The sequence below is a fragment of the Streptomyces sp. NPDC007905 genome, from assembly GCF_042959345.1.
Classification (GTDB): Bacteria; Actinomycetota; Actinomycetes; order Streptomycetales; family Streptomycetaceae; genus Streptomyces.
Map to the genome: position 1 here is coordinate 337,286 of NZ_JBIBKS010000003.1, position 26,398 is coordinate 363,683.

Genomic DNA, 26,398 nt, shown 5'->3' on the forward strand with positions numbered 1-26,398 from the left:
CGAGCGTTCCGAGGGCACTCCGTCACGCAGTGCCGGCTCCCCCGGAGCGGCGTGGCGCGATGTGGAAGTCGAAGGCGAGCGTCCCGGGATCGAGGGCGGTGGCGCCGCCGTCGACGGTGAGGACCGCGCCGTTGACGTACGACGCCGCCGGGGACAGCAGCCAGTCGATCGCCTCCGCGATCTCACGCGGCTCACCGGGCCGCCCCATGGGCAGGAGCCTGGTCACCTCCTCGTAGGCGGCCTCCACGCCCCCGCCCCGCAGGTCCGCCTCCTCGGCGAAGCGCGCCATGCGCCGGTCGGCCATCTCGCTGCGCACCCAGCTGGGGCACACGACATTGGCACGCACGCCCTGGCGGCCATAGTCGACGGCGACGGAACGGCACAGCTGGAGCAGGGCCGCCTTCGAGGTGGCGTACGGGGCGTTGCTCGTGCCGTTGCGCAGCGCGGACACCGACGCCACGCCGACCACCGAACCGCGGCTCGCCAGCAGGTGCGGGATCGCCGCGCGCAGAAGCAGCAGCGGACCGGTGACGTTGGTGCGCATCACCTCGTCCCAGTCCGCCAACGACAGGTCACCCACCGCTCCTCCGCGCCCGATGCCCGCGTTGAGCACCAGCCCGTCGAGCCGTCCGTGCGCGGCCAGCGCCGCCCGCACGAGGCCCTCGGCCGCGTCGGGATCCCCCACGTCGGACGGATGCGCCAGTGCCCCCGTCTCCCGTTCGATCCGCCGCAGGGGGTCGGCGCGCCGACCGGAGACGACCACATGGTGCCCGCCCTCGCACAGCAGCCGGGCCGTGGCCTCCCCGATGCCCGTACCACCACCGGTCACGATGACAACCCGCTTGCCCGCCATTGCAGTTCAGGCCCTTTCCGCCGAGATCACCGAGCGCATCCGAGCCTAGGACCCGGCGATCCCCGGCAGGCGACTTCGAGCCAGGAGGTGTCCCCGGGCAGTCCGCCCCGGCCGTCGCGAGCGTCCCGGTGGCCGGGGGCGTCCCGGTGGCCGGCCCGGGCGCCGGTGTCCGGGCCGGCCGGCGAACGTCCGAGCAGGGGCCGGAACTTATCCGCCGCGTCGCTAGTTTCCACGTCGCTGTAGATACCGATGAGGCATCGGCTCGCCGCCCGGGCACACCGAGCCTCCGATGTGAGCACCTGGAGTTCTCATGGCCCTGTGGGACCGCATCAAGGAGTCCGCGTCGACGATGCAGACCCAGCTCGTGGCGAAGAAGAACGACCTCAAGAGCGGTGCGTTCCGCGACGCCGGCATGGCGATGTGCGCGCTCGTGGCGGCCGCCGACGGCACCGTCGACCCGGCCGAGCGGCAGCGCGTGGCCCAGCTGATCACCACCAACGAGGTTCTGCAGAACTTCCCCGCCGACGACCTGCGCCGCCGCTTCGAGGACAACCTGAACAAGCTGACCGCCGACTTCGCCTTCGGCAAGGTCAGCGTCCTGCAGGAGATCGCCAAGGCGAAGAAGAAGCCCGCGGAGGCGCGTGCCGTCATCCAGATCGGCATCGTCATCGGCGGCGCGGACGGCGACTTCGACAAGACCGAGCAGGCCGTCGTGCGCGAGGCCTGCTTCACCCTCGACCTGCCGCCGCACGAGTTCGACCTCTGAGCGGGGGCCGCAGGCGCGCAGGACGGGAGGCGCGCGGGGTCGGCACCGTGGAAGGACCGGCCCGGTGCTCCCCCCGAGCCACCCCAGCACGTTTCCTCGCCCAGGGCTCCAGGTTCCGGGGCTGGTACGGCCCCGGCTGGGTGCACCGGCCCTCGACTGGCTCACCGCCGCTCTCGCGGCGACCGCGGCCGTGACCGTACTCCGCGCGCCGCGGGTGCGCAGGATCTTCGGGTGCGTGGTGGAGCCGAGGACGGACTGGGCCTTTCGCCGTACACCGATCGGCGACAGCCGCTCCGGCTCGGCGGTCCGCAGCGTCTGACCCGAAGTCCGCGGCCCGGACCGGAGTCACTCTCCGGCCGATTGGTCCGACCAGGTCGGTGGGGTGAACAACACGCCCGGCAGCACCGCATGGCGGACGGTGCGCAGGGCGGTGTCGAACACCGAAGCGAGGAAACCGATCTGCGTGGGATGGAGCCTGTCCTGCGCCCTCGCCCTGGTTCCCGGAGGTACCAGGGCACGGCGGATGCGGGACAGTTCCGTGAGGATTCCGGCCGGTTCCAGCAGCGGGTCGAGCTGGATCCGTTCTCCCACCGACAGGAGGAGTCCCCGTACCACCAGCTCCAGTTCGGGGTTCTGTTCCACCTCGGCCCGGTACAGCCGGGCCCGCCCGAAGGCCACCACCCGCTCCAGTTCGGACGGTTCCATCAGGGCCCGGACACTGGACGCGGGGAGTCTGCTCCAGGGTCCGTCGGTGCGCCGCCCGTCGCCCAGCCAGGGTCTCAGCATGGGATCGATGTGGACGGCCCGCAGGGCGCGTTCCCCGATGTTGTACGCGAGGTCGACGGCGAACTTGGCCTCGTCCGGGTCGGCGGTGCCTTTGGCCGCGGCCAGCAATGTCGCCCCGAGCAGCGGCAGGAGGTCGACCTCCTTCTCCTCCCAGCGGTCCTTCATGCAGACGTCGGCCCAGTGGTGCAGCGCGTCGAGCGCGGCGTCCGACAGGTCTCCCGTACCGCCGGCGGCGAGGTGGTCCCACGCCGCCCGGACCACGCGCTCGCGGGCGGACACCTCTCCGCCGTCGTCGTCGATCACCAGGTCCGGGTCGATGCACAGCGCCCAGTAACGGTCGAAGCGAGGAGGCTGATTGCCCGCCGACATGACGACACTGGGCAGGTCGGGCACGGTTCCGCGCTGGTTCCGCGGGACGGTGCGCACCTGCATCGCGTGGTGCTCGGAGTGATCGGTCAACGCCTCGATCTCGCCGACGAGCCGCTCGTTCTCCCAGTGCTTCGACGACTTGCTGACGAAGGACACGACGAGGTCGTTGCTCTCCAACCGGGCCAGGTACTCGTACCGGCCGTGGGGTGCCCTGCGGGGCACTCCGCCGAGCACGACGAGGCGGACCGGCTGACCGATCCTCAGGTGCCTGAAGTGGCTGAGGGCCGATGCCGAGGACGTGCACGAGACGTGCCCGCCGGGGCGGATCTGGGCCCAGACCGGCCGCCCCGGCAGAACCAGGTTCTCCTGCAGCTGCGTGGTCGTCAGTTCCGCCCAGGCCGCGTGCGTCGCGGGCAGCCAGCGCAGAGCCCCCGACTCCATCTCCTGGCACAGCACGCCTGCCGGATTCGCGTCGCCGCCGCGCCCGGGTACCACGGCGAGCGGCAGGACCAGCCGCTCGGCTTCCTGCCGGACGCGCAGTCCGCTCGCCGGCGTCCCGTCGGATGTGCGGTGCAGCCACACCCTCCCGCTGTCGGCGCAGGGCCCCTCCGGTTCGGTCAGTGTGGCGGCCACCGTGTCGGCGGCCTCGGCGGGCAGACCGGGTACCAGCTGGTCGAGGTGGACGGCGAGCAGAGCCCCGCCGCTGCGCAGGACGAGTCGGCCGTCCGCCAGCCGGCCCGCGGCCCACGCCGGTACCTGCCACAGCGCCTCGGGGCCGGAAGGCAGCCGCGGCTGGGCCGAGCGGGACACCCTCAGGGTGCCGTCCGCCCCGACCTCCTCGACGGTCACGGGGAGCGCCCCCTCGACCATGGCGGGCACGGCTGCGGCCCGTTCCGGTTCCCCGGAGAGCTCCCGGCGGAGCCAGGCGTCGTCCGCCCAGCCTTCGTCGGCGAGGGCGACGGCGCGTCCGGGAACGCCGTGCACGAAGAGGACGCCGTCCGTGTCGCACCCCAGCAGGACGGCGTCTCCGCGCTCGGGGGCGCCAGACCAGTGGGCGAGGCGGTTGTCCGGAGTGAGACGCACCGTGCTGCCCTCGGCGTAGCGTGTCGCCGCCTCACGGGTGACCGGGTACTGCACCTCGCGGCCACCGCCGCCCAGACGCAGCGTGCCGGACTCCGGATCGGACCCGAGCACCGTCAGCACCGCCGGAACGTCGCCGAGAGCACCGCGCAGTCCCGGTTGCCAGTCGTGCAGGACGACACAGGCGGGCTCGGTCAGGCCCCGGTGATGGGCGGTGACCTTCACCATGTCACCCGCCCGGAAGAGATCCCAGCACAGCCCCTCCAGGGACTCCAGGACGCCGCTCTGCAGGGTGTGCATCAGCCCGCCCGGTACCTCGGTCAGACGGCCGGGCGACAACTCCAGCCACAATCCGTCGGCCCCGCCCGTCCGCGCGGAGTCCCGCACCGGGCCCGCGACGGGATACCGGTGCGCGTCGTCCGCCGTGCCCGGCGGGCGGGGCACGTTGTCGGTGACGGCCCGCCGGTCGGTGAGGTGACCGGCGGGGAAGCCGAAGCAGCGGCCCTGCCCGAGCGGATAACGCAGGGTGGGACCGGCGGCGGGGATCACCGGCGCCGCGAGGCCCTGGCGGTCCAGTTCCTCGCGCACCACCGACCGGGGAGACCCGTCGGGCCAATGCCCGGTACGGCTGTCGTGCGGCACGTCACGGGCCAAGGCGTGGCGTTCGGCGATCCACCCGGTGCCGCGGTCGGCGAAGGAGAGCTGCGCCGGGTCGATCGGCGTCGCCGGCCGTCCCCGCTCCTGTGCGTCGGGGACCACCGGGGTCAGACGCGCCTCCAGGGTGCCGGGTTCGACCGAGAGCCAGGCCACCGAGCTCTCCGCGGGTTCCGAGGCCTCGAGGACGAAGCCCTGTGGGTGGGTGCGCAGCCGCCCGGTCTTCGGATGCGGGTGCCGCATCACCCGGCCGATCCGGGCGAGCGTCGCGTCGTCGGTCTCGCCCGGGCTCGCGAAGAGTTCCGCGTTGGGCAGTCCGGAGACGATGAACAGCGGCTGGTTCATGTGGTGCGCCTCCGGCCGCTGTCCGCTCAGCAGGGGATTCTTGGGGAACACCACGGCCTCACGACCGTCGACGGCGTAGGCCGAGTCGCTGGGCAGTGCCACGCGGAGCCGGAAACGGTCGTCCTCGGTCCGGGTGACGCGCACCACGGTGCCCTGCTCCACGTCGTCCCACTCGGCGATGTCCGCGGGACCCAGGGCGACATGGATGCCCGCCCGCAGCTCCAGCCGCAGATCCGGCTCGTGTTGGGTGACCGTGGCGAAGCACGAGGGGTTGCGCGCGGTGAGGTGGCTGAGCAGCGCCTTGGCGGGCCGGGCCGGCGACTTGGTCACCCGACCTTCGAAGTTGCGGTCGTCCTGACGCCAGCGGCGCAGTTCGACCAGGTACGGCGTGCCCTTGAGGGCGCCCTGCCCGCCTTCGTCGACGATGCGGCGCAGCAGGTCCTCCCGGTGGGCGAAGGTGCGGCGGGTGACCCGGGCGATGAGTCGTTCCGGCTTGTCCACCGGGCCGAGTTCCAGCGCTAGGTCGAGAGTGACGTCGTTGCGGTGCCGTTGGATCCGCTCGGCCCACATGAAAACGTGCTGTCCCGTGCGGACGGCGTCCCGGGCCTTCGGATCGATCAGCGGCCGGACGTAGCGGAACTCGACTTCCAGGCCGTTGCTGCGGTCCCAGGCGTCCGTGTCCATCCTTCCGAGCACCCGGACGACATCGGGGCCCGAGGGGTAGTGACGCATGACGGCGGCGACGCTCCGGCGCGCCAGCCGGAGCCGGGGCGTCCACACCTCCTCCGGACTTTCACCCGTGCGCTCGTCGGCGGTGATCGTCCGGCTCAGGGATTCCACGCCGAGGATGTGCACGTCGTCGGACGCCCGGTCGAGGCGCACGGTCAGCCGGGAGATGATGCCGAGACCGGCGTCGCGGCGCAGACCGCGCTCGAGGGACCAGCGGATCGCGTTCCCGTGGAGGTTCAGCCAGAACCGGTCCTGGGCCTTGGCCTCGCCACCCCGCCGGTCCTTGGGGGTGATGGTGATCCGGGTGATCTCGTCGCCGTGGAAGAGCGGGAGTTCCCTGGCGCCGTGCAGCGGGCGGTCGTCCAGCTTCACGTCGTTCACGTGGACCCGGAGGGTACGCCCGAAACCCCACTCGAAGAGCAGCCACTCCGGCTGGGGACGCCCTCCCCGTGGCCGCTCCTGCCGTTCCGGACCTACGAAGTACAGGGATGTCTCCGTCTTCCGGCCTTCGACGATGCTCTGCACTTCCATGAACGTCTGCAGCCGCAGGGGCGGGACCCGGCGGAACGAGGCCGTGTAGGGAATGGTGCCCTCGGCCGGCGCGGGGACCGGCCGCACCACCACCCGTGCGTTGGTCCGGGAGTACGCCGCGCCCTCGACGTGCGGCCGCTCGTCCGGCTCGAGGGGCACCGGCGGCAGGCTGACGCGGCGCCTTCCCCCGTCGATCGGGACCGGGAGGAGCACGGCTTCCTTGTCGTTCAGCTCGGCGTTCCAGCCGGCCTGCTTCGTGACCAGCGGCCACGCCTTGTCGTGATCAACGTCCGTGTCGGCGGTGCGCGCCTCGGTGAGGACGAAGAGCCGGCGTACGTCGTACGACCTCGTGCCCGGCACCGGATTCAGCTGCAGGGCGACGGAATGGACCTGCCACGCCTGGTCGGTGTCGTAGGCCCGGTCGGTGACGCCCCAGGCCGAACGATCTCGGCCCAGCGTCACCTGAGCGCGGTGACGCGTGACGGGTTCCCTCGCGGCTTGCCCCACGAACTCGCTGCGGTCGAGGAAGGGGACACCCAAGGACACCTGGCCGGCATCGAGGTCGTCCGGGCCTCGTCTGCGCACCGGGGCCACGCGGGCCAGCATTCCGGGTTTGCCGTGCACCTGTCCGAGCGGACGTCGCTGCCCGGATGCCTCTTTCCCCAGGTAGGTGTAGTTGCGCTCCGGTTTTCCAGCGAGCTGCCACAGGCATCGGGCGAAGACACGGCGGCGGAGAACGGTGAAGGCCCAGTCACGGCCCGAGCGGACCGCCAGGACCTGGTCGCCGCTGTTGCGTCCGGCATCGGTGAAGGCGTCCCACGGGATGTGCACGTCGAGGACGTGGTCGCCCACTTTGAGCCACACCTGTGGCGACTGGCCCGAATACCGCGCGGGGGCCGACAGCAGCACACCGTCGAGGCAGTCCGCTCCCGCGAGCAACGTGCGGACCTCGGCGGCCGTCCGGCCCGGAACCTGGGCGAGCAGGTCGTCGGCGGAGACCGGCTGCCTCACCTGGCGGGGGTCGACCGCTCGGATATTCGCCTGGGTGACCCTGGTGACGATCGCGTCCCGGCCCCTGACCGCGCGTCGCCAGTCTTCCGTGTCCTTCGCAGGCCGCAGCATCACGGACTCCGCCTCGAGGGTGACCAGCACGTTCCCGTCGACGGTCCAGGCGTTGTACGAGCCATTGCGCGGTGGCGCCTTGACACCGCCACGCAACCGGACGACGTCACCCTTCCTCAGCCGGTGCAGTCTGCGGAACGCCTCCAGTGTCGCCTGCTGGCCATTGAGGTGCGGATTGTCCACTGCCTTGACGCGTGCCGTGCGCAGTCCGCGATCGTCCCAGTCGGTCACCGCCTGCTCGACGGAGTCCGTCAGGTGGGTCGGCATGTCCATCACGACGACGTCGGGGAAACCGGGGATGTCGTGCTCGATGCGCCATCCGCCGTCCTTCCTGATCACCTGGACGGTGTCCGAAAGGCACAGGTCGCGCCACCGCAGGTTCCGGGTGTCGAGGCCACCCACCGCGGCGTCGAAGCACTCGGTCACCGGCAGCCCGGCCGGTGGCCGGGTGATGAGGGCCAGGCGGGGCGGACCGTCGTCCTCGGCCTCGGCGACCTCCACCCAGCAGCGCAGTCCGACGGGGTCCTGCGCCTCGGCGATCTCGTCGTGCAACCGCCTCGCGGACTCCGGATCCCAGCAGCGGTCCGGAAGGAGGTACGTGGCTCCCGGGCGCAGGCAGAACCGCCAGGCGCCGGGTTCCGGATCGGTCTGCTCCATCAGGGTCAGCACCGCCACCGTCCCGCCTCCGTAGGGCAGTTCGGCGGCGAGGAACTCGGTGAAGCCACGGTCGACGGGGTGCCAGCCCTGCTCGTCGTACCGTGCCACGGTCTCGACGACCGGTACGGCTTCCTCGCCTGCCGCAGCGAATCCCCTGGTGAGGTCCGGGTCCCACTCGGAGAGTGGTCCGAAGTCCTCCCCGGTCCCGGCAGGGGCGTCCGCGAGGACAACGCCGGCCATCTCCTTGCCCGGGCGCGGCGTGACCCGCACCCGCCGTACGTCACCCGCCCGGTGCGTCACCGGAAGCTTCTGCGGCACTCCCTTGATCTCGATGCCGAGGGCCTGGGCGTGGTCGGGGCCCAGCTGGAACCGGACCGGGTCGCCGACCTCGGCCCCTTCGTAGGGGTATGCCTCCAGCGGCTGTCCGATACCGCAATTGACCAGCAGCCGCTCATCGTCCGCGGTCCGCCCGCACACCACTCCGATCAGGCTCGGGAACTTGCCCCCACGCGTCTTCTTGAGGACTTCGTCCCACCGGTCCGGCTCCCGGTACAGGTCGATGGTGTCCGGCTGGTCCGGTTCGACCGGCAGGTGGTGGAACACCGCCTCGCCCCTGCTCCGGTACGCGAGTTGGGCCACCACTGTGCGGGGGTCCGGGGCCCTGCCCTTGCGTCCCGATCCGGACAGGTGTCGCCCGGCAGTGCCGAGGGGTACCGTCTGCGACCCAAGGGCGGAGGTGAGGACGGACTTCTGCCAGGACTTCTCGACGAACTCGCGGTTGCGCCGGCTCTCCGGGGAGGCGTCCCGCGTCAGGGTCCTGACCAGCCAGTCCAGCTGGCGCCCGAGCGACTGCTCGGTCTCCCCGTACATGGCCCGCTCCCACACGTCCTGCGAGGCGCGGTCCGTGCCGACCCGGGCCAGCCGACCCTCGTAGGACAGGCTGAGCAGGCGGGTGCGCACGGTGGTGGCGGCATCGGGCGACAACCGCGACCCGACCAGCCGGCTGAAGAGCAATCGCTGGTCGGTGGGGGTGCGCAGGCCGAACTCCGTGAAGACGTCCAGCAGTTTGCCCAGCACCCGGGTGTCGTGCTCGCCGTCGTCGCGGATCACGTCGAAGATCTGCAGCATGTACCAGCGGGTCAGCCGCGCGAGGTCCTTGGGCGCGCGGACCTGGTCCATCCGGCCCACCCAGGCCTCGACGAGGTCGCCCAGCTCGTCCGGCCGGCTGTCCCGAGGCTTCGACAACGCCTGCATCAGCCGGACCGACGCCCCCGCGAGCGCGATCGCCGAGCCGTTCCGGGCCCTGGCGATCCATGTGTCGAAGGCTTTCAGATCCTCAGGAGTCTCCAGCTCGCCCGGGTCCGTGAGCAGAACCTCGTGGAAGGTCTGCGGCCTGCGGCCCATGTCGCAGTTCTCCGCCAGGCGGTCGCCTGTCACGTCCCGTCGAAGGAGCAGCCGCAGCAGCAGCAGCGCGTTGCCCACGTTCTCGCGGTGGGCCCAGGGATGGAGCCGGCGCGCGGCCTGGCTGAGCAGACGCTCGACGATCGCGGGTTCGTCGTCGAACCAGCGGCTCTGCGGGGTGCGGTCCAGTGGTCCGCTGGCACCCGAAAGTGCGTCCAGTACCGCCCGCACCAGCACGTTCAGTGCTCCTCCGTCCTGGTGGAGCAGCTGGGCCTGCCGGTAGAAGCGCTGGCTGGGGTTCCTCAGCGCCTCGGGGTCGGCACCGGCGACGGCACGATGGGCGAACACCGCGGGATGCAGTTCCGGGTAGACCCCGCGCAGGGCGTACATCCCCGTCCGGTAGGCGGAGAAGGCGAGTGGTACCAGCGCGGGCGCGACAGGAGAGTCCTTGTGCTGCTCGTCGCCATGGGCGACCTCCCGCATGTGCTGCCCGAGTCTTCCTTCGGTGAGGACCTCGGTGCCGTGCATCACCAGGTCGGCGAAGAAACGGGCCTCCTCGCCGGCGTGCCGCATCAGCCTGACCGCCGTCCGCAGGGACGACAGCAGCCGCAGGAGCACGACCTGGTCGTGCACGGCGGGGAAGCGGTCGCCTCCGCGCGCGGCGTCCCTGCCGGTGCGCGCCCGGTCCACCCAGGGCGAGAAGGCCCAGGCGGCCACGCCCGGGAGTTTCGGAGCGGCGAAGTGGCCGGTCCTGATGAGCTGCGGAGCGGGTGCGCCCTTGTGCTGCGCCGGCGCCGGCGCCACCGGACCGGTCCTGAGTTGCCACAGGTCGGTGAGCTGACGCGCCCAGACGCCGCGCTCCCTGTCCTCGACGGGACCGCTGAACCACACCGGATAGCGGGGCTGGCCGCCGGGCGCGCCCCACCGGTTGGCCAGGACCGCCGCGGCCGATGGGGGGTGCACACGGGCCGCGAGGTCCCAGAGGGCCTGCTGCCACAGGACCACGGACAGGGCGGCGGGCGCCGACTTGTCGCCGGGCATTCCGAGCCGGTCGAGGACTCGCTCCGCCGGTGTCCTGGGGCGGACGTCGCCGCTCAGCTTCCTCAGGCGGCGCAGGCCGTTGAAGATGACGGCGTCGGTGTCCAGAGCGGCCACGGTCTCTGCCGCGTCCCGGTCCGTCCCGAGGTGCAGCAGCCGTGCCGCGGCGGACATCAGGTCCGGCTCCAGATCGACCCAGCCGACAGCGGGTCTGCACAGCGACTTCAGCAGCCGGTTCCGCTCGGCCTGGCTGGAGGCGCCCTCACCGAGGGCGCGCAGGGCGAGCAGGAACGGCAACCGTCCGTACTCATGGTTCAGGGCACGGCGAGTCAGCTCCTCCAACGACGAACCGTCGCTGCGCAGCTGCGAGTTGATGACCTCGGCCGCCTCGGGGCGCTCGGCCAGGTGAGCGGTCGCGGCCAGCAGGAAAGTTTCCTGCGCATAGTGGGTGAGCTCACGGAACGGCTCCTCGGTGGTCCGGGGAGTGGCGTTGCGGCCCCACGTTTGTGCGGCGTCGCGCAACCGCGCGCTCGCGCGGGACGGGCTTTCCTCCGCACAGGCTTGGAACACCGCGGCGAGGGCCTCGGCCACCCGGCCACCGCCTCCCGTCTCGGCCACCGTCTTGAGCAGGTGCTCCATGCAGAGGTCCGCGGTGTCACCCCTGCCGGTGGCCGGCCTCAGCAGCCGGGGAACGACGTGCAGGGCGGTCCAGGGCTCGCAGCCCTCCAGGGAGTCCAGGGCGTCCGGGACCGTATCGCCCAGTTCGTCGGGCGCGTCCAGCACGTCCAGCACGGCCAGGTAGGAGTGGGCTGCGTGCGGAGTGTCACGCATCGCGGCGCAGAAGTACCAGTCCTCGATCATCGTGTTGCCTTGTCGGTCGCAGAGGAGGGTCGGAGGGTGGTCGGCGCGCGGCCCACCGCCTTCCGGATGTGTTCGGCCTGCCGGGCCGCGTCGAAGCTCGCCGGCGGCGGCTCCTCGCGGGCCAGCCCGAGGGCGTGGCGTTCCAGCCGCGGCAGCCGGAGCAGCAGGTGTACGGCCCAGGCGTCGACGCCGAAGGCGCGGAGGAGTGGCCAGGGAGCCGTGGTGGCGGGCAGTCGGCTCAGAACGTGTGCGGTCCGCCCCGGGAGCCCCGCGCGGGCCGCTGCCGGGGCACTGTCCGGGTGGACGGACAGCCAGTCCGCCAGGCCGTCCGCGTCGGGCGGCTCCTTGGCCCAGGCGGAGCAGTACTGGCGCACCAGGCGACGAACGGGAGGGGACAGGAGCGGGTCGTCCCAGGCGCGCAGGTCGGCGTCGGAGAGCTTCGAACGCTGCCCGAGAAGGGCCAGCGCGATCGCGTCGGCCCTTTCCGCGTCGACGCAGAGAGGCAGGTCACGGGGGCGGGGCACCTTCTGGTCCGCCCGGAGCGCCCCGATCCAGGCGCGGATGTCGTCGTCGTAGTCGGCGGCGACCGCCAGGGAGGCAGGACGGCCGGGCAGCCGGTCGTCGGCCGCCAGGCGCTCCAGCTCGTATCCGTACCGCACGGGGTCCTGGCGGCGGAGTGCGAGCAACGCCTGCTCGGTGACCGGCTGATCAGTGTCGTCGGCGACGGCCTCGGGGTTCCGGTCCTGGTACCGTCGGCCCGGGCGGTGGCGGCTCAGTGCGGTGACCGGCGTTCCCAGGCGGCGCTCCAGATCCTCCCGGACCCGGGCCAGGACGCTGAGCCCGTGGTCCTCGAGGACGGAGACCGGTCCTTGGAGGACCACGATGAACGGCCGGGCGAGGCTTCCCTTCGAGTCCACGAGGCGCGCCGTCCACCGGCTGATCGTCTCCTGCCAGTCGCTGGGGGACCACGAGGGCAGATGGGTGCGCAGGACCCATCCGTCGTCGGCCTTGCGCTTGGGCTCGCCCTCGGCGTCGGCCTCGGCGTCGGCGTCGGCGTGGTACTTGTCGAACCTGTCGCGGAAGTCGTTCCACTCCCCCCGGGTGCGGGTCGCGAGCGGCTCCCAGGAGGCCCTCGGCTTCGGCGGCTTCGCGTCGGTGGCGAACCAGCGGCGAGCGGGGAGATCAGCCTGCTTCAGCGGCGCGTCCCACGCCGTCTCCCAGTCGTTCAGGTCCTGCGCGAGATCGTGGCCGGGAACGTCGAGCAGGACACCGGCGAACGGTCGCCGCTCCAGGCCCCAGACGACGTCCAGGCGCACTCTCCGGCTGTCGGTCCCCCAGGTGTGCTCGACGACCTCTTCCCCGTTCTCGGTGGTCCTGCGGGTCGAGACCGTCCGATAGGCGTGCGGCGGACCGGACACCGGTGCCGGCGGGGCATCGCGCAGGCGCAGTCCGTTGCGGGCGGTGTAGAGGGCGGGGACACCCAGATGTCCGACGATGTCGGAGACCCGGGCGATCGCGCGCAGCCCTTCGGACATCGCGGAGTTGATCTCGCCGTCCCGCTTCAGGCCCGTGACGAGGCCGACCAGGAACTCTTGCCCGATCTCCTGCTCGACCGGCGCCTGCATGGCGACGACGGCGGGGATTCCCGCGGCCACCATGTGGTCCGCGGTGCTGCCCCAGCCCTGGAAGCCGTCGCCGGGGCCGGCGGTGTCGCACGACACCAGGACGACGAGCTGGGTGCCCGACTCCGCGAGGAGCGCGGCCAGTTCAGCGGCCGGGACGAAGTCCGGCGCGGGGGATCCGTGCAGGACGATGCCGCACTCACGGCCCCGGTCCGGGGACGGGGCGGTCCAACCGTGGGCGATGATGCACACGACGTGGGCGCTGGTCTCCAGCCGCTTGGTGAGGTGCTCGCGGGTGGCTGCCCTCAGCAGACCGGTCTGGCCTACGCTCTTCAGCAGCGCCTCGGCCACCTCGGCCGCCTCCAGGGCCCGGTCGACGTCGTCGAACTGGTGGGGATCGGCCGGTTCCGCGCGCTGCGGCGGTTCGGCGCCGGAATCGTCCAGGGCTTTCGCCGCCGTGACCACCAGAGATCGCGGTTCCTTCCTCTCTCCGGAGGCGACGGCGTGCTCCGACACCCGGGAGAGGACGCACTTTTCCGGGTTGCTGACGAGTTGGGCCTGTTTGCCGGATCCCGCTGGATCCGACGTCGAGTCGGGCAACCGCGTTCGGGTCAGTTCCCAGGGCAGACCGGCGAATCTGGGGTCCGTGCAGTGAATCCTCGCCTGTAACAGGGCCTCGGCTCGCAGCGCATCGAGGAAGGCCTCTTGGAGTGCCGTCTCGACGCCCTGGGGTAACAGCAAGGTGCGCAGGGCCCGGCCGATTCTCTGGCTGCCGACGTCCTCCCTGAAATCGGCGACCAACCTGCCGAGATCCTCGGCCCTTCCGTTTCCCGAGGCCGTGCCCCGTCGGCTGGTCAACGTGACCGACGCCGTCCAGATCTGCGTACCGCCCGGCCCGTGCTCGACGCTCGTGTCGCTGAGCGTCAGATCGACGACATGTGCTTCGACCACTTCGTCCTACCCCCGTGTTCGTTCATCAGCCCGCGAGGAGCAACACCACTGACTCGACAGCCAGTACGGCGGCGGCGAGCTGCCACTGGAACCTGCGCAGCCTGTCACTCGGGAAGGCCGAGGGGCGCGGTGCCGGGGCGCCACCGGTGGGTGCCGCGTTCGCCGACTGGGCGGCGTGCGCCACGGCCATCCACGCGATCTCACGCGCGGGGATCGCGAGACGTACGTAGGTGGCGGGCCAGGTGCCGTCACCCGACGCCTGGTCCTCGCGGAACAGCTCGACCGCTTTGAGGACCAGTTCCCGCCGGTCGACCTCGGGATGGGTGTTCATGGTGTGGAAGAACCCCGACACACGGTAGCCACCGCTCTTGAGCGCGACTACCACTTTGGCACGTTTACCGGCAGGGATTTCGTTGTACAGCAGTTCGTACCAGATGTCGTCGAAGCCCTGAATGCCGCCACTCGTCGGAGGACGGATCAGTCCGACGGCGAGGAGCGCCAGTGCCGTGGCGGCGAGGAGTTCCGCCGCGAGCCCGATCGCGGTGAGTTCCGGATGTGCCGCGACGTAGTGGGCCGAGTCGGTCGTCAGCCCGGTGGGGCTGGGCAGGCTTCCCGGCCGCAGTTCCCGTATGGCGATCAGGAGCGCGGCCGCGGCGGCCGTGGACAGCGCCCCCACCAGCACCACCCGGGCGGTCTCCACGAACGGGCTCTCCACTCGGGAGGGGGTTCGCCGACGGAGGCTCAGTTCGAAGGCCAGTCCCGGTACGACGAAGACCATGAAGACCAGGACCGCCGTGAAGGACGTGGGCAAATCCGACGTCACCCCGTGGAGTCGCCGGGCTGCTGCGCGGGCTGGGGCGGTGGAGGCGTCGCCGGGTTGGGGGCAGGCTCTGCGATCTCGAAGCGCGGCGACGTCTCGTTGTGCTGGAAGTCGTCCGTGGGAGGTTCGGCACGCACCACGCCGTAGTGGTCCTGGGACGGGTCGTCGGAGAGCCGGCTCGGCCGCGGGGGCACCGCAGGCGGCAGTTCGTCGTCCTCGTATGCCTCGTGGAAGGGGTCTGCGTCGGGCATGCTTCCTCACTGCGTCGGGAGGATCCTTATGACCAAATGACTCAATGCCGTGGCCAGTTGAGAGAAGGACAACATATCTCCCAGCACCGGCCCGTGTCCGGCGTGTGGGTCGACGCGGTGACGGTTCACGGCGCGGAAGCCCGGCGCGGCACCCCCGCCCGGTTCAAGGACGTTCCCGCCCCCCCGGCGGGGGCGCCGCCGGACGCCCGCCACGAGGCGCCGCCCGCGCATGCGTTCTCACGGGCCGTGTGCGCGAAGGTACGCAGGCCCCGGACAACCGCCTGCCCGCCGCCGGTCCGGCGCCTCCTCGCTATCGCGCGCGCCGGGCCTGTACGTAGTACAGCCAGGGCCGCACGTCGCCGTGCCCACTCACCTCGAAGCCCGCGTCCGTGATGAGACCGTCCAGCACGTCCACCCGGTTGTGCGCCATGGCGTGCCCCGCTCCGCCGTGCACCAGATGGCGGCCGAGCCGGCTCTTCGGTGGCCGGAACTCCACGACCAGCAGCCGGCCGCCGGGCCGCAGCACGCGGCGCATCTCGCGCAGCGCCGGGAGCCGGAGGTCCTCCGGCAGGTGGTGCAGCATCAGGCTGCTGACGACCGTGTCGAAGGACGCGTCGGGCAGGTCCAGGGACTCGGCGATGCCCTCCTGGTAGGTGCAGCAGGCGCTGCCGGTACGCCGCTTCCTGTTCCGGGCGTAGGCCAGGACCGGCGGTGAGGGGTCCACACCGGTCACCGTGCCGTCCGGGCCGACGCGTGCGGCCATGTGCCGGGTGAGGTAGCCGGTGCCGCAGCCGACGTCGAGGACGCGGTCCCCGCGGCCGGCGCCGCTCAGTTCGGCGAGACGGGTGAAGGCGCGGTCGCGGCGGCCGGCGAAGCAGACAGCGCCGAACAGTTCGTACGCGCGGGGGGTTGCGATGGTCACGCCGGGCGTGTCCGCGTGCGGTGCGCCCTGCATGAGGTGTCCGAGGGGCATGACCCTCCTCCATAACTTAGTCACGACTAAGTGCACTCGCTAACTTAGTCGCGACTAAGAAGGCGGGCAAGGGCGGCATACGATGGCCGATGTGACCGAACCCCGTTCCCGCACGCGCACCCGCCTGCCCGCCGCCGAGCGCCGCGCGTCGATCCTCGCCGCGGCCACGGAGGTGTTCTCCGAGACCGGCTACCAGCGCGGCAGGGTCTCCGACATCGCCCAGCGGGTCGGCGTCACCGAACCGGTCGTCTTCCAGAACTTCGGGTCCAAAGCCGCGCTGTACCGAGCGACCCTGGACCACGCCGTCGAGTCGGTCTCCGCGCTCCTGCATCAGGGCGCCGACACGGGCCGACCGGTCCCCGAGGTGCTGGCATCCTTCCTCGACCCGGCGCACATGGACCGCTTCCACCAGCCCGGCGCGCATGGTTTCCTCTTCGCGGACGCCACCGCCCTGGCCCACGACCCGGACCTCGGCGAGGCCCTGCGCCAGGTCCACCAGCACTTCGCGGACACGCTGGCCGACCTGCTCCGCCGCGGTCAGTCGGCCGGCGACGTCCGGGAGGACGTCGACCCGCACACCGCCGCCTGGTGGCTCGTCTCCCTCCTGGCGGGCCGTTCCTTCCGTGCGGCCGTCGTTGCCGATCGCGACCAGGTCGAGGCCGAGCTGACGGATCTGGCCCTGCGGTCGTTGCTGCCCCGGGAGGGCGGGTAACCGCAAGTCCCCCGCCCCGGCTCCGAGGAGGCACCCCGCCGTCTCACATGACGTACCGCGCGGCCCGGGTGCTGATGTGGAGGGCGTGTTCGAGCGGGCCACGGCGGAACAGACGGGTCCACAGGCTCGCCAGAAGCATGGCGGCCGCGATGAATCCGAGGAGTACCGGCAACGCGCTCATGGTGTCGCCGTCGATCGCGGGCACGTACCAGACGTCGGCGAAGAACCAGAGGACAACGATGTGCAGGACGTAGACGGTCAGCGCCATCCTGCCGACCGCCGCTACCGGTGCGGCCAGGCGGGTGAGCCGCGGCATCCGGTCGGCGACGGCGAGGCAGGCGACGAGCACCACCAGGGCGACACCCGTGTTGCCGAGGACGGAGAAGGTCGTCTGGCTGTGCGGTGCGGCCACGAGCAGCCAGGCGAGCGGGGTGTGGCCCTCGGGTGTGCCGACGGTGTCGGACCACCACGCCGAAGCCGGCGACCCACCGTCCGCGGCGGCCGCGATGGTGGTGAGAGCGCGCGGGAACATGCGCAGGGCCAGCCAGGAGCCGCCGTAGCCGAGCAGGGCGAGCGCCCCGCCGACGAGGATGAGGCGGGACCGGATGCCGGACCGGATGAGATCGAGTTTGGCGACCGCCATCCCCGCGAGCAGGAACGGCATCCAGGTGAGAACCGGATACTCCCCCGTGAACATCAGGTCGGTGATTCCGCCGGAGCCGCTGAGCCGGGCCACCGGGTCCCAGGCGGCGACGGCATCCGCCCAGTCCCCCGCCTCGATCGACTGCCGGATCACATAGAGGACCTGGGGCAGGATCAGTGCGCCGGCGGCGGCGGCGAGCGCGAGCGTCCCGGCCCGCAACCGGTACAGCGGGAGAACGGCCAGGAAGAGCAGCGCGTAGAAGCGGAGGATCACATTCACCTCGGTGTCCAGGGCGGTCAGGGCGTAGCCCAGCACCATGAGGACGGCGGCGCGGATCACGACACGGACCACGGCCTGCCGGCCGGGGCGCCCGGTCCGGGGATGCGGACGGCCCGTGATGATGACCAGCGAGAAGCCGGCGAGCAGCGCGAAGAGGGCGGAGGAGCGGCCGCGAGCCGTCTCCAGAAGGAACCCCACCGGCCCGCCCACGCTCACGTCGGGACCGACATGGACGGCGTACATCCCGAAGACCGCGAGCCCACGGGCCAGGTCGACACCGATCAGCCGCCCCGCCGCAGGCGCGTCCTCTGGGGCGGAAGAACGATCCGCCTCACGCTCGCACGGCACCTGTGTCCGCACGCCCGGCCATGCGCTCTGCGTCATGTCTCCAGCTTTCGCCGCACGCCCTCCGTGGCTCACCCGCCGTGTTTCCGAAGTCACCCCGCCGACCGGCCGAAGCCACCCCGCCGACCGGCCGAAGCCATCCGGGCCGACCGGCCGGGGCACGCCGCCAATCGGCGGGAATCGTCTGGGCCCCGCTGGGCGACCGCTCCCGGGGTGGTACGCATCGAACGAGGCATGCGACGAGCGGAGCGCACGTGATCCGGGTCCTGGTGGTCGACGACGAAGCCCTGGTCCGCACGGGCTTCACACACATCCTCACCACGGCGGACGACATCGAGGTCGTGGCGGCGGTCCCCGGCGGCCAGGCCGTCCGGACGGTGCGCGACTCACGCCCCGACGTCGTTCTGCTGGACATCCGGATGCCGGACGTGGACGGGCTCACCGTCCTGGCGGACCTGCGCCGCATGCCGGACCCCCCGGTCGTGGCCATGCTCACCACGTTCGACGCCGACGAATACGTGACGACCGCTCTGCGCTCGGGCGCCGCCGGTTTTCTGCTCAAGGACACCGACCCGGAGCAGCTCCCGTATCTGGTGCGCGCTCTGGCCGAGGGCGGGACGGTGCTGTCGTCCAAGGTCACCCGCACGGTGGTGGACGGCTATCTCGACAAGGGCGAGCGCGAACCCGCCGTACGTCTCGCGGCCCGGCTCACCGAGCGTGAGCGCACCGTCCTCGTGCTGATGGCGGACGGACTCGCCAACGCCGACATCGGCGAACGGATGCATTTGAGTGCCGGCACGGTCAAAGGCCACGTCAGCGCCGTGCTCAGCAAACTGGAGGTCAGCAGTCGCGTGCAGGCGGCGTTGATCGCCGAGCGCGCGGGCCTGCTGGGTCCAGCGCGGGACGAGGACGCCGGATGAAGCGCCGAGGGATGCCGCCGGCAGTGCTGGACGCCGTCCTGGTCCTGGTCGCGCTGGCGGACACCTGGGCCAACGTCGACTTCGGACAGCGAGCGGCCACGGCCTGCGCGCTGCTCGCCGCCTTCGCCCTCGCTCTGCGCCGCCGCCTGCCGCTGACGACCTTCGTGCTCACCCTCCCCACCGCCCTGGTCACCGATGCGGTCTTCGCCACGCTGGCCGCGCTGTACACGCTCTCCTCGCACAGCCGCCACCGCGTCCTGCTGGCCGGCTGCGCCCTGACGTACGCGATCATCGACTTCCTGCCCTGGCCGTGGACGACCCTGAGGGCCACCGAACTCGCCGGCACCCACAACGTCCTCCACCTCATCTACTCCGTGGCCACGGCAGCCGCCCCCGTCTTCCTGGGCCAACTCGTCCAGGCCCGCCGCGAACTCTCCCTCCGGCTCACCCAGATCACCGAGGCCCGCGAGACCGAACGGCTGCTGACCGCCCAGAGCGTCCTGGCGAAGGAGCGCGCGCAGCTCGCCCGGGAGATGCACGACGTGGTCTCCCACCAGGTCAGCCTCATCGCCGTACAGGCCGGAGCGCTCCAGGTGAGCAGCCGGGACACCGAGACCAGGAACGGCGCAGCCACAATCCGGCGGCTGAGCGTGCAGACCCTGGACGAACTGCGGCACATGGTCAGCGTGCTCCGCGCCTCCGGCAGCCGCGCCACGGAACTCACTCCCCAGCCGTCCCTCGCCGACCTGCAGCGACTGGTCTCCGGCAGCGGGATGGAAGCAGAACTGAAGACGGATCTGCCCGAAGACCTTCCCCCCACCGTCCAGCGCGCCGTCTACCGGACCGTCCAAGAGGCCCTGACCAACGTCCGTAAGCACGCACCGGGCGCCACGGCCACCGTCCGCATCCACCATGCGGACGGCAGCATCCGCGCCACGGTCACCAACACGGCGCCCACGCGGCCCCCGCTCCCCCTGCCCGGGGCCCACCACGGCCTCGTCGGCCTGCGCCAGCGCGCCGAACTCCTGGGTGGCACCATCACGGCCGGTCCCACCCCCGACGGCGGCTACGAGCTCCGCCTCGAACTGCCGACCGGTAACCCCCGGTGACCTCTGCGGGCCAAGGCACTACGCTCGCGGCGCCTCACCGAGAACGGGCCGCCTCGCGACGATCTCCACCGCGCTGCTCCGGTTCAAGGGCCCCTTCGGGGCGCACTGGGAGACCATCTCGGCCGGCGCGATCCTGGTGATCCTGCCGACCCTGCTGATCTTCCTCTTCCTCCAGCGCTACATCTCCAACGGCTTCGCGCAGGGGGCGGGCACGGAAAGCCTCACACCCTGCGGGAACGCGGCCGCACGGGCTCGTCCTCGCAAGGAGGGGCTCCAGCGCGTCGCTTCGGCGTCATGAGGTCGGGGGCTTCAGTCCGGCTCAGCGTGGTGCGGGCGCACCCGCACCCTGCCGCCCGTCCGGCGACGTGGCCTTGCCGCGGCGTTCGGGCCGCCAGGTCGCCACCAGCGCGCCGGCCAGCAGGAGCTCGGCGAGGTCTCCGCCGTAGTACATGATCTCCGCACCCTGCTGGACCTGGTCGACAGGAGCGTGAATGTCGACGAAGAACCCGCCGTACATGGCCTGTGCGACGAGGGAGTGCGTGGCGATCGCGATGCCCAGGTACACGAGGCGGACAGGCACGCCGGGCCGGACGGGCGCGGGGTCGGGACCGGCGATGAGGTAGGCGAACAGGCATCCCGACATGAGGAAGTGCGCGTGCAGGAACCAGTGCCCGGCGGTATGGGCCATGGCCGTGTTGTACAGCGGCGTGAAGTACAGCAGCCCCAGGCTTCCGGTACTCAGGGCGAGCGACACCGCGGGATGGGCCGCCACCCGGGCCGGCCGGCTGTGCAGCACCGTTGTCACCCGACGAGCCCGGGCTGTGGGCAGGGTGCGCAGCAGAAGGGTGACGGGCGCGGCCAGCACGAGGGCCGGCGGTGCGTACATGCCGATGAGCATGTGCTGGGCCATGTGCGCGCGGAAGTCGGAGTGCGCGGCCGGCGCCAGCGGCGGCAGCAGCGCGAGAGCGAGCAGGGCCAGTCCGGCGAGGAACGACGTCGAACGCCGGGCGCTCCAGCCCTGGACGGGGTTACGGCGTCGGGCGCGGCGCGCGGCGAGGAGGTAGCCGCCGGCCACGGCGAGCAGGAGCAGCGCGGTCAGCGCCGGCCCCAGTGAGCCGGTGGTCCCGCCGCCGTCGTGGTGGTGGTGCGTGGTGTCCATCAGGCGCGGCCGCCGACCGGTTCAGGCGCCGCGCGCGGCGGTCGGGTCGAAGGGCCGACCGCCGCGCTGGATGAAGTGGCCGCCGATCAGGAACAGGCCGCCCAGGACCAGGAATCCGGTGTCCCACCACGCCTGGTGGGGGCCGCCGTGGACGTGGTGGATGCCCAGGATCTGGTGGTCCAGGATGCCCTCGACGAGATTGAACAGGCCCCAGCCGGCGACTATCCAGCCCCACAGTGCCCGGGAGGTCCACACCGCCCGCCGGTCGTGCGTCACCCGCGAGTACAGGATCGCCAGGCCGAGTAGGACGGCGATCCAGCACACGGCGTGGAAGATGCCGTCCCACACGGTGTTCATCTCCAGCCCCGAGACGGTGTGCGGGTTGTAGTACTTCACTCCGATGCGGTCGTGATTGGTGCTGGTCAGCATGTGGTGCCATTGCAGAAGCTGGTGCAGGAGGATGCCGTCGACGAATCCTCCGAGGCCCACACCGAGAATGAGCCCGGGCAACTGCAGACTGTTCGGCACCGCAGTGAGCGGCCGGGCATTGCCCCGCTTCGCCATCACCGATCTCCGTCCCGCCGGCCGTGTGTGTCAGACCTTCCGGACACGGTTTCCCACCCGCCCCGCTTCAGTCACCCGATGCGGGCGGATTCAGCCGAGTCGCCCAGGCGCAGGCGATCCGGCAGCCCGGAACCGTTGCCGTCGGACCACCGGTGGGACGGCCGGCGGCCATGACCGATCGCTTCTCCGCGAGGGGAGCGAACGGTTGACTGCCCGTTCCCTGGCCGTCGGCGAAGTGGAGCCCTTGGGCCGGCGCACGGGGTCAGTGCCAACGTTCCCCGCTCCCGCCGTTGGACTCCGCCCGCATCCACGGTCGCGACCTGAGGGTGCCGCTGGAGGAAGGTTTTGCGGTACGGCGTCCTGATCGACGCCGGGCCATGGTGTCGGGCCGACGCGTTCCCGTGCAGCCGAAAGGCCGACGGGCGGGTGTCCGCAGAGGCCGTCGTCCGCCCGGCCAGTTCGGATACCGGGCTTGCGGATCGGCCACCCTCACCTGCCGCTCCCCTGCGGCGGGCGATTCACCAGTTCCTGGCGACAGAGCGGCGAGCGATCCAGGTGTCGCCCACACGGGCGTAGTCCATGGTCAGCTGCAAACGCCAGTCCGCGTGTGCGTCGCACACGGTTGCGTCCGTGATGATCCGGCCGACGAGGCGTGCCGTGTCGCCGTCGACCTTGACGGTCACGGTCTTCTCCTCGATCCCGTGGTAGGCGAACTGTCCGGCGCGCATCTGCGCCAGCCACTCGGCCTTCGGCTGCTCGTAGCCGGTGATGTGGGTGAGAGTGAAACCCTCGTCCAGCAGGGCGTCGAGTGCGCCGGTGTCACCGTCGGCCATCGCCTGCAGGTGGGCCCGGTAGGCGTCGATGACCTCCATACGCGTACTGACGTCGGCTGAGGCGTTCATGCTGGCTCCTGTCGTCGTGTCACTCTTGCAACGGGGGCGGGTCGCCCGGCGGGGAACTCGGCGCATGCCTGTCAGTGGATCATGATGGGTGATTCCGTCTCCTCGGCGTTCGCCGCGCCGCCACCGGAGGCAACCCACGCCGGAGTGCCGTAGCACACCGCCGATCTGCCGTCCCGGTACGTCCACGAGGATGATCCCCACGAGCGTCTGACACAGACGGAAGTCACGGTCACCTCGGCCCTGCTGCTCTTCGCCGGTCACGAGAGGACCGTCGGCCGCTCCGTCGCGGTCGCCGATCCGGCCGACATCTCCCTCCTGGTCACAGGGGCGCCCCGGAAACGGGCCTGGAAGTGGCTGTTCAACCGGACCGAGCACGCCGCGCTCCGGCCCCGGCCGGCCTTGGGCCGCCGGCACCTGCGTCGCCGCGCCGCCCGCTTCAGCACGCGTACGGCGCTGTGGCGACCGGCGGGCACCCGCCGCCTCCGTACGGGGGCCCGACGACCGCCGGGCCGACGGGTCGCTCCGGTCCCGATCGGCAGGGGCACGCGCCGGCCAAGGCACCACGAGCCCGATTCCACCCCTCGTAGGCGCCCCTGTCCTTCCGTCCTGCGCCGTGCGAAACGGGGCTGATCGGGTGACACTTGAGGTGTCCGTTCCGGTGTCACGTTCTGGCCGTTCCGTGAAGGAGGCAGACGGCATGACACATCCCTTCGAACCCTCAGGCACCGGCGCCGCAGGCAGCGCTGAGCCGCAGGGTCCCTCCCCGGAGAGCGAGGCTTTGGGCACCCTGGCGAACTACGGCTGGCAGATCCTGCTCACGCTGGGCCTGGCCTCGATCGCCCTGGGAGTCGTCGTCCTGGCCTGGCCCGGCGAGACGCTCCGCGTCGTCGGTCTGCTCTTCGGCATCTACCTGCTGCTCGGCGGCGTCTTCCAACTGGCCGCCGCCTTCGCCGCACACATCCCCGGGCATCTGCGGGCGCTGCACTTCATCACCGGCGCGCTCTTCCTTCTGCTGGGGCTGGTCTGCTTCCGGGGCACCCTGGAATCCATCCTGCTGCTCGCTCTCTGGATCGGCTTCGGCTGGCTGATCCGCGGCACCCTGATCACCGCCGCAGCCGTCTCCTCCCCGGACCTGCCGGCACGCGGCTGGCAGATTTTCCTGGGAACCATCACCCTGCTGGCCGGCATCGTCCTCATCGTCGCGCCGTTCGGCTCGATCGCCACACTGACCATGGTGGTGGCCATCATGGCCATCGTCCTGGGAGCGGTCGAGGTGTTCCACGCCGTCCAACTCCGCGCCGAGGCCGGCCGTCTCACCCGCGGTACCGCCGCCAGGAAACGGCCCCCGTTCCACTTCCGCCCGCATCCCCAGCACTGAGCGTTCCGGTCAGCGCAGAGACCCAGTCGGCCTGGCTCCTTCTTCACTGCGCTCGCGCGTACGACGACCTCGCGGCCGATCCGCTTGCCGGCGGTATCCCGGAACCGCGCTGCCTGGCCGAGAGCGTGCTACTCGGCTACGCCGTGGAAGGCATCGGCGGGTTCCATATCGAATCCGTCCACGGGGACGAGGTCTACCAGACCCTTCCGGCCTCTCGGTTCGACTATGACGGGGAGTTCCTCGCCAATGAGAGCGGGCTGCTCGACGTCAGCGACAGGGCGCACGACTTCCTGGAAGCAGACGTGGCCGAAGAAGACCTGTGGGACGAGCGGTTCAAGCCTTACACGGACGTCGAGCCCCGGGACATGACCCGCGGGTTCCGCTGCTGACGTTCGACCTCATTTCGCCCCCACCGCACGACGTCGAACGTCAGGAAATGGGGAACCAGATGGAGAGGCACTTGGCGATATCCGGTACATCGATGTTGTCCTGTGCGACTTCCTCGACGAACGGGCCGGCAACGGAGACGGGCGGCGGGACGGTACTGGCGCTCACGCCGTTGAACCGCAGGAAGACACGCATGGCGAGCCAGGCGGTGCGCTTGTTGCCGTCGATCAGCGCGCGATTGCGGGCGACGGAGTGCAGCAGTGCCGCAGCCTTCTCGTGCAGCGTGGGATACAACTCGGCTCCGAACAGGTTCGTCCGGGGTCGCTCGATCGCCGACACCAGAAGGCCCATGTCACGCACGCTGTGCTCGGTACCGTTGACCGTGCGGGCGATTGCCAGGATCTCGTCGATCTGGATGTGGCGCACGTCGGTCACTTCAGGTAGTCCAGGATCTCCGCGTCGCTGTCCATGAGCTCGGCCAGAACGTCGTCGACCTTCAGCTCGGCCCGGTTCTGGGCGTCACGGATGGCCTCAATGGCAAGTTCCTGCTTGCTGCGGCCCTCCCGACGAGCCCGCTCGGTGAGCTTCGCGTCAAGGTCGTCGGGGAGTCGGAGTGTCATCGCCATGCAGCCATGATACCGGACTGGTATCAAGACGGCGAGGTGATAGCAGCCACTCGGCCTCAGACCACGTCGCCGGGTTCTGCGGCCCGTACGGGCCTCGCTCTCGGCTCCAGGAAGCGTGAGGCCGAGACGGCAACTCGCACCGCCGCTGGGGAGACGAAGCGGGACGCACGTACCGGAGGCCCTGCCCGTGCCGATGGAACCGGTCCGCGCGGCCCGCGCCGGAGAGGTCCGGCAGGTTGAGATTCCCGCTTCGGGCGTCGCGCGAGCGTCGAGAATCTCCGGACGAGACCTTGACGGCGTCCTCCGATGCAGCGCCTCACCCACGAATGTGCAGGTCAGGAAGGCCCTCATCGTCGACGAACACACCGCCTTCACCGGCGGCGTCGGCATCGCGGAGGAATGGAGCGGCAATGCCCGCAACCCTGCCGAGTGGCGCGACACCCACGTCCAGGTGCGCGGCCCGGCCGTGGACGGCCTCGCCGCCGCGTTCGCGCAGAACTGGGCCGAGTGTCATGACGAACTCTTCGATGACCGCGACCGTTTCACGGAACACCCGCAGGTCGGCTCGTCGGTGGTGCAGGTCGTGCGCGGCTCCGCAAGCATCGGCTGACAGGACATGCAAACCCTCATCCGGGTCATGCTCACCTCCGCCGAGGAGCGCTTCCGGCTGGCCACCGCCTACTTCGCCCCTGACGCCTACTTCATCGACCTGCTGTGCCAGACCGCACGTCGCGGCGTGCATGTCGAGATCCTGCTGCATGGCCCCCGCACCGACCAGCGCGCACGCGCGGGTTCCATCGCGCGTGCGTGTCCCGCCCCCGACTGCAACACGCCTACCCTGCTGCCGTTTGGGACACCTATGGGCTGTATGGCTTCTTACGTACCAGGTCGCCTCACGTCCGGCATGCGCACGGGGCCCGGCCGTCATATCGGCCGGACCCCGTGATGAAGGCGCGCTGCGGGTCAGATCACCATCGGTACCAACGGCCTCGGCCGCCACCGGCGGTGGTGGAGCGCATGACGAAGCCGAGAAGCCACAGCACCAGGACGGCGACGGCGACCCACCAGAGGATCTTGATGGCGAAGCCGGCACCGAAGAGGAGCAGTGCAAGAAGCAGAACAAGCAGCAGGGGAACCATGTTTATCAACCTCCTGCACTCTCGTCTGCCCTGCAATTCCGTCGCCATTCACCGACTACGCTTTGTTTGTGAAAGGAACGCCGGGGCACAAGCGGGTTACCGCGACAGCGGCACACGAGCTATCAGGAGGTACTCTTCCATGACTGCCGGCGAGAAGGCCAAGGCAAAGAGCGAGCAGGCCGAGGGCAAGGCCAAGGAAGCCGTGGGAAGCGCCATCGGAAACGACCGTATGGCTGCTGAGGGGCAGGCTGAGAAGAGCACGGGTGATGCCCGTGAGGCCAAGGAAAAGGCGAAGGACGCGTTCAAGCACTAAACCTGCATTCTCCACCGAGAATTCGAAAGGGGCCTGCCCGGCCTGACTCCGGGAAGGCCCCTTCCGGCAGGTCCCCGGCGGACACGGGAACGTGCCGACGGCTCTGTTCACCA

21 protein-coding genes and 2 pseudogenes are annotated in these 26,398 nt (G+C 71.0%); 10 read left to right on the forward strand and 13 right to left on the reverse strand.

Going from position 1 to position 26,398, the window contains the following annotated elements; translation table 11 throughout:
* Positions 1 to 22: 22 nt before the first annotated feature.
* Entirely contained in the window at positions 23 to 853 is an 831-nt protein-coding gene (locus ACFZDC_RS07910) for an SDR family oxidoreductase (protein WP_391321268.1), read from the reverse strand.
* Between the two features lie 310 nt (positions 854 to 1,163).
* Here ACFZDC_RS07910 and ACFZDC_RS07915 point away from each other — a divergent pair, with 310 nt between their 5' ends.
* The gene (locus tag ACFZDC_RS07915) at positions 1,164 to 1,619 is read left to right on the forward strand and encodes a TerB family tellurite resistance protein (RefSeq protein ID WP_391321270.1); all 456 of its coding nucleotides are present in this window, start codon (positions 1,164 to 1,166) and stop codon (positions 1,617 to 1,619) included.
* 64 nt (positions 1,620 to 1,683) lie between these two features.
* Complete coding sequence (locus ACFZDC_RS07920; RefSeq protein WP_391321272.1) at positions 1,684 to 1,938, forward strand: hypothetical protein; 255 nt, start codon at positions 1,684 to 1,686, stop codon at positions 1,936 to 1,938.
* A 26-nt stretch (positions 1,939 to 1,964) separates the two neighbouring features.
* Here the strand turns inward: ACFZDC_RS07920 and ACFZDC_RS07925 are convergent, their stop codons facing one another.
* The 5 genes from ACFZDC_RS07925 to ACFZDC_RS07945 form a co-directional block, all read right to left on the reverse strand.
* Entirely contained in the window at positions 1,965 to 11,192 is a 9,228-nt protein-coding gene (locus tag ACFZDC_RS07925) for a hypothetical protein (protein ID WP_391321274.1), read from the reverse strand.
* Positions 11,189 to 13,765 carry a CHAT domain-containing protein gene (locus ACFZDC_RS07930; RefSeq protein WP_391321276.1) on the reverse strand — a complete coding sequence of 859 codons (2,577 nt, stop codon included), beginning with the start codon at positions 13,763 to 13,765 and terminating at the stop codon, positions 11,189 to 11,191. Before ACFZDC_RS07930 ends, ACFZDC_RS07925 begins: the two co-directional genes overlap by 4 nt.
* A 25-nt stretch (positions 13,766 to 13,790) precedes the next feature.
* Positions 13,791 to 14,576 carry a DUF6338 family protein gene (locus ACFZDC_RS07935; RefSeq protein ID WP_391321278.1) on the reverse strand — a complete coding sequence of 262 codons (786 nt, stop codon included), beginning with the start codon at positions 14,574 to 14,576 and terminating at the stop codon, positions 13,791 to 13,793.
* 8 nt (positions 14,577 to 14,584) lie between these two features.
* Positions 14,585 to 14,836, reverse strand: coding sequence for a hypothetical protein (locus tag ACFZDC_RS07940; protein WP_391321280.1), 252 nt, complete (start codon positions 14,834 to 14,836; stop codon positions 14,585 to 14,587).
* 310 nt (positions 14,837 to 15,146) lie between these two features.
* On the reverse strand, positions 15,147 to 15,809 hold the full coding sequence (locus tag ACFZDC_RS07945; protein WP_391321282.1) for a methyltransferase domain-containing protein: 663 nt from the start codon (positions 15,807 to 15,809) through the stop codon (positions 15,147 to 15,149).
* 91 nt (positions 15,810 to 15,900) lie between these two features.
* On the opposite strand from ACFZDC_RS07945, the gene ACFZDC_RS07950 reads away from it, so the two are divergent.
* Positions 15,901 to 16,521, forward strand: a complete 621-nt coding sequence (locus ACFZDC_RS07950; protein WP_391321284.1) for a TetR family transcriptional regulator — start codon at positions 15,901 to 15,903, stop codon at positions 16,519 to 16,521.
* Positions 16,522 to 16,564: 43 nt separating this feature from the next.
* Here the strand turns inward: ACFZDC_RS07950 and ACFZDC_RS07955 are convergent, their stop codons facing one another.
* Positions 16,565 to 17,827, reverse strand: coding sequence for a DUF418 domain-containing protein (locus ACFZDC_RS07955; RefSeq protein WP_391321286.1), 1,263 nt, complete (start codon positions 17,825 to 17,827; stop codon positions 16,565 to 16,567).
* A gap of 215 nt (positions 17,828 to 18,042) precedes the next feature.
* Between ACFZDC_RS07955 and ACFZDC_RS07960 the strand changes: the two genes are divergently transcribed.
* From ACFZDC_RS07960 to ACFZDC_RS07970, 3 genes and pseudogenes are all read left to right on the forward strand, one after another.
* Positions 18,043 to 18,708, forward strand: coding sequence for a response regulator (locus ACFZDC_RS07960; protein ID WP_391321287.1), 666 nt, complete (start codon positions 18,043 to 18,045; stop codon positions 18,706 to 18,708).
* Positions 18,705 to 19,817, forward strand: coding sequence for a histidine kinase (locus tag ACFZDC_RS07965; RefSeq protein ID WP_391321289.1), 1,113 nt, complete (start codon positions 18,705 to 18,707; stop codon positions 19,815 to 19,817). The genes ACFZDC_RS07960 and ACFZDC_RS07965 overlap by 4 nt, the downstream gene beginning before the upstream one ends.
* A 52-nt stretch (positions 19,818 to 19,869) precedes the next feature.
* Positions 19,870 to 20,025 (forward strand): annotated as a pseudogene (locus ACFZDC_RS07970) (carbohydrate ABC transporter permease); the annotation flags it as partial.
* A gap of 111 nt (positions 20,026 to 20,136) precedes the next feature.
* Here ACFZDC_RS07970 and ACFZDC_RS07975 read toward each other — a convergent pair.
* The 3 genes from ACFZDC_RS07975 to ACFZDC_RS07985 form a co-directional block, all read right to left on the reverse strand.
* On the reverse strand, positions 20,137 to 20,976 hold the full coding sequence (locus ACFZDC_RS07975) for a cytochrome c oxidase assembly protein (protein ID WP_391321291.1): 840 nt from the start codon (positions 20,974 to 20,976) through the stop codon (positions 20,137 to 20,139).
* A gap of 21 nt (positions 20,977 to 20,997) precedes the next feature.
* On the reverse strand, positions 20,998 to 21,540 hold the full coding sequence (locus ACFZDC_RS07980; RefSeq protein WP_391321293.1) for a DUF2243 domain-containing protein: 543 nt from the start codon (positions 21,538 to 21,540) through the stop codon (positions 20,998 to 21,000).
* A gap of 518 nt (positions 21,541 to 22,058) precedes the next feature.
* Positions 22,059 to 22,442, reverse strand: a complete 384-nt coding sequence (locus ACFZDC_RS07985; protein ID WP_391321295.1) for a DUF4440 domain-containing protein — start codon at positions 22,440 to 22,442, stop codon at positions 22,059 to 22,061.
* 697 nt (positions 22,443 to 23,139) lie between these two features.
* Between ACFZDC_RS07985 and ACFZDC_RS07990 the strand changes: the two genes are divergently transcribed.
* Both ACFZDC_RS07990 and ACFZDC_RS07995 read left to right on the forward strand, forming a co-directional pair.
* Positions 23,140 to 23,820 (forward strand): DUF308 domain-containing protein, encoded by a 681-nt coding sequence (locus ACFZDC_RS07990; protein ID WP_391321296.1) that lies wholly within the window; start codon positions 23,140 to 23,142, stop codon positions 23,818 to 23,820.
* 143 nt (positions 23,821 to 23,963) lie between these two features.
* Positions 23,964 to 24,209 (forward strand): hypothetical protein, encoded by a 246-nt coding sequence (locus tag ACFZDC_RS07995; RefSeq protein ID WP_391321298.1) that lies wholly within the window; start codon positions 23,964 to 23,966, stop codon positions 24,207 to 24,209.
* Between the two features lie 40 nt (positions 24,210 to 24,249).
* Here the strand turns inward: ACFZDC_RS07995 and ACFZDC_RS08000 are convergent, their stop codons facing one another.
* On the reverse strand, positions 24,250 to 24,642 hold the full coding sequence (locus tag ACFZDC_RS08000; protein WP_391321300.1) for a Fic family protein: 393 nt from the start codon (positions 24,640 to 24,642) through the stop codon (positions 24,250 to 24,252).
* Positions 24,639 to 24,833, reverse strand: a complete 195-nt coding sequence (locus ACFZDC_RS08005; RefSeq protein WP_037672007.1) for a ribbon-helix-helix protein, CopG family — start codon at positions 24,831 to 24,833, stop codon at positions 24,639 to 24,641. Before ACFZDC_RS08005 ends, ACFZDC_RS08000 begins: the two co-directional genes overlap by 4 nt.
* A gap of 337 nt (positions 24,834 to 25,170) precedes the next feature.
* On the opposite strand from ACFZDC_RS08005, the pseudogene ACFZDC_RS08010 reads away from it, so the two are divergent.
* Positions 25,171 to 25,617: pseudogene (locus ACFZDC_RS08010) on the forward strand (phosphatidylserine/phosphatidylglycerophosphate/cardiolipin synthase family protein); the annotation flags it as partial.
* A 184-nt stretch (positions 25,618 to 25,801) separates the two neighbouring features.
* Here the strand turns inward: ACFZDC_RS08010 and ACFZDC_RS08015 are convergent.
* Positions 25,802 to 25,972, reverse strand: a complete 171-nt coding sequence (locus tag ACFZDC_RS08015; RefSeq protein WP_037952753.1) for a hypothetical protein — start codon at positions 25,970 to 25,972, stop codon at positions 25,802 to 25,804.
* 139 nt (positions 25,973 to 26,111) lie between these two features.
* Between ACFZDC_RS08015 and ACFZDC_RS08020 the strand changes: the two genes are divergently transcribed.
* Entirely contained in the window at positions 26,112 to 26,285 is a 174-nt protein-coding gene (locus ACFZDC_RS08020) for a CsbD family protein (RefSeq protein ID WP_079133780.1), read from the forward strand.
* The last annotated feature ends 113 nt before the right edge of the window (positions 26,286 to 26,398 follow it).

What these genes read in the sequence shown, in the direction of transcription:
- ACFZDC_RS07910 (WP_391321268.1), bottom strand. Translation starts at nt 853, where the DNA reads ATGGCGGGCAAGCGGGTTGTCATCGTGACCGGTGGTGGTACGGGCATC.
- ACFZDC_RS07915 (WP_391321270.1), top strand. Translation starts at nt 1,164, where the DNA reads ATGGCCCTGTGGGACCGCATCAAGGAGTCCGCGTCGACGATGCAGACC.
- ACFZDC_RS07925 (WP_391321274.1), bottom strand. Translation starts at nt 11,192, where the DNA reads ATGATCGAGGACTGGTACTTCTGCGCCGCGATGCGTGACACTCCGCAC.
- ACFZDC_RS07940 (WP_391321280.1), bottom strand. Translation starts at nt 14,836, where the DNA reads ATGCCCGACGCAGACCCCTTCCACGAGGCATACGAGGACGACGAACTG.
- ACFZDC_RS07945 (WP_391321282.1), bottom strand. Translation starts at nt 15,809, where the DNA reads ATGCCCCTCGGACACCTCATGCAGGGCGCACCGCACGCGGACACGCCC.
- ACFZDC_RS07955 (WP_391321286.1), bottom strand. Translation starts at nt 17,827, where the DNA reads ATGACGCAGAGCGCATGGCCGGGCGTGCGGACACAGGTGCCGTGCGAG.
- ACFZDC_RS07965 (WP_391321289.1), top strand. Translation starts at nt 18,705, where the DNA reads ATGAAGCGCCGAGGGATGCCGCCGGCAGTGCTGGACGCCGTCCTGGTC.
- ACFZDC_RS07975 (WP_391321291.1), bottom strand. Translation starts at nt 20,976, where the DNA reads ATGGACACCACGCACCACCACCACGACGGCGGCGGGACCACCGGCTCA.
- ACFZDC_RS07980 (WP_391321293.1), bottom strand. Translation starts at nt 21,540, where the DNA reads ATGGCGAAGCGGGGCAATGCCCGGCCGCTCACTGCGGTGCCGAACAGT.
- ACFZDC_RS07985 (WP_391321295.1), bottom strand. Translation starts at nt 22,442, where the DNA reads ATGAACGCCTCAGCCGACGTCAGTACGCGTATGGAGGTCATCGACGCC.
- ACFZDC_RS07990 (WP_391321296.1), top strand. Translation starts at nt 23,140, where the DNA reads ATGACACATCCCTTCGAACCCTCAGGCACCGGCGCCGCAGGCAGCGCT.
- ACFZDC_RS08005 (WP_037672007.1), bottom strand. Translation starts at nt 24,833, where the DNA reads ATGGCGATGACACTCCGACTCCCCGACGACCTTGACGCGAAGCTCACC.
- ACFZDC_RS08015 (WP_037952753.1), bottom strand. Translation starts at nt 25,972, where the DNA reads ATGGTTCCCCTGCTGCTTGTTCTGCTTCTTGCACTGCTCCTCTTCGGT.
- ACFZDC_RS08020 (WP_079133780.1), top strand. Translation starts at nt 26,112, where the DNA reads ATGACTGCCGGCGAGAAGGCCAAGGCAAAGAGCGAGCAGGCCGAGGGC.